Source organism: Geofilum rubicundum JCM 15548 (assembly GCF_000974365.1).
Lineage (GTDB): Bacteria > Bacteroidota > Bacteroidia > Bacteroidales > Marinilabiliaceae > Geofilum > Geofilum rubicundum.
Genome location: NZ_BAZW01000148.1, coordinates 1 through 1,445, shown reverse-complemented (window position 1 = coordinate 1,445; position 1,445 = coordinate 1). Strand labels below are relative to the sequence as shown.

General features: G+C 34.6%; 3 protein-coding genes. All 3 read left to right on the top strand.

Annotation, left to right across the window (positions count from 1 at the left end):
* Positions 1-164: 164 nt before the first annotated feature.
* On the top strand, positions 165-569 hold the full coding sequence (locus JCM15548_RS20450; RefSeq protein WP_157483041.1) for a hypothetical protein: 405 nt from the start codon (positions 165-167) through the stop codon (positions 567-569).
* A 236-nt stretch (positions 570-805) separates the two neighbouring features.
* Entirely contained in the window at positions 806-1,150 is a 345-nt protein-coding gene (locus JCM15548_RS20445) for a type II toxin-antitoxin system RelE/ParE family toxin (RefSeq protein WP_062129069.1), read from the top strand.
* A complete protein-coding gene (locus JCM15548_RS20440; RefSeq protein WP_227626086.1) occupies positions 1,147-1,428 on the top strand; it encodes a helix-turn-helix domain-containing protein in 282 nt (93 codons plus the stop codon). Before JCM15548_RS20445 ends, JCM15548_RS20440 begins: the two co-directional genes overlap by 4 nt.
* Positions 1,429-1,445: the final 17 nt, after the last annotated feature.

Sequence of the window (1,445 nt, the reverse complement as noted above, 5' to 3'; positions counted from 1 at the left end):
ATGTGGGCGTTGCCCACAATGCAATTAAATATCTTTGCAATAATAAATTCTAAATAATGAGAATCTTCCAACTAATAATTCTAATTTTCATTTTCATGTCTTGTGATAATAAAGACTCCACAAGAATAGACAAATATTATTCCTCTGGAAATCTCATGTACTCAGTGGAGATTGCAGATAGTCTGTTTCATGGAACTCTAAAGTATCTAAATGCTTCGGGTGACACTTTAATGCGCCAAAACTGGACAAATGGTCTCACCGACTCCGATATATATAATTACGACAAAGTTTTGATAGATTTATTTGTTGAAAATATACAAGTGAATTTTGATAGTCTTTTGTATGCAGGAGAATATCATAAGCTTGAAATCTATAATTTCCCGAGTCATCCATTAATGTATTTTTTGACTAATGCTGAAGCAAAGAAAAGCGGAAATTATATATATGTACGACCTTTGAACAATGGTAAACCGGTAAAAATTTCAGTTCAAATACGTATTGATGATGATAATTGTGAGATTCTTTTGATTGAAAGAAAAGTTAAGAAAATAACAAAGGATGAATTCTAATTGGAAGAAATGCAAAGTGGGCAACAACACATATACCCAAAGGCGGGTTCAGTGGTTTATTCATCGTCTTTGCCCCGCACCAAGTTTCTAACGGCAGACAGTGACGCAACCCGCATTCCGCCTCAGTGCATATGTGTAAACGTTGTGCTTCATGCAAGAAGAGGCCGTGCGTTTTGAATGAGAATTTCCAAATCTGATTTTTTGATTTTACGTAACGAATTCGTTACATTTGTAACATGAGAGAAATAGACATTACAGAAAAATGCTTAGAATTCATTGATTTGCAAGGGCCAAGAGTTTCTGATAAATTCTTTCAGTTGATTGAGATTATTGGAGAGGTAAGGATTGTTCATGCAAATTTTGTAAAGAAAATTACGAATTCGAGGTTCTATGAGTTAAGGATTAAAGCCGGTAACGAATATCGAGTTTTAATATTTGCGATTGACCATTTGAATTTTTCTGAATGTGTTAAAGCCGTTTGCTTAAATGGATTTATAAAAAGGTCGAATAAAGACTATGTTAAAGCAATTAAGGACGCAGAGAAGATCTTAGAAGATTATTTAAAAAATCAGGAATTATGAAAGCAAAGAAAGCAAAGGACTTATTGGCAGAGCGCTATGGAGAGAAAGGGTCAGAAAGCAGGGAGAAGTTCCGTGAAGAAGCATATTCCTATTATTTCGGAGAGATTATAAGAAGTAGGCGTAAAGAACTACATATGAGTCAAGAGAAATTGGCTGAAACTGTAGGAAAGCAACGTCCCTATATTTCTCGAATTGAAAATGGCGAGGATGTGAAAATTTCAAATCTTTTGCTGGTCGCAAATGCATTGGATTTGTCGGTTCAATTATTGCCAAGATAAATATGCACGAAGCACAA

Bases quoted from the DNA above. Each gene is read 5' to 3' on its own strand.
- JCM15548_RS20445 (WP_062129069.1), top strand. From the start codon at position 806: ATGAGAGAAATAGACATTACAGAAAAATGCTTAGAATTCATTGATTTG.
- JCM15548_RS20440 (WP_227626086.1), top strand. From the start codon at position 1,147: ATGAAAGCAAAGAAAGCAAAGGACTTATTGGCAGAGCGCTATGGAGAG.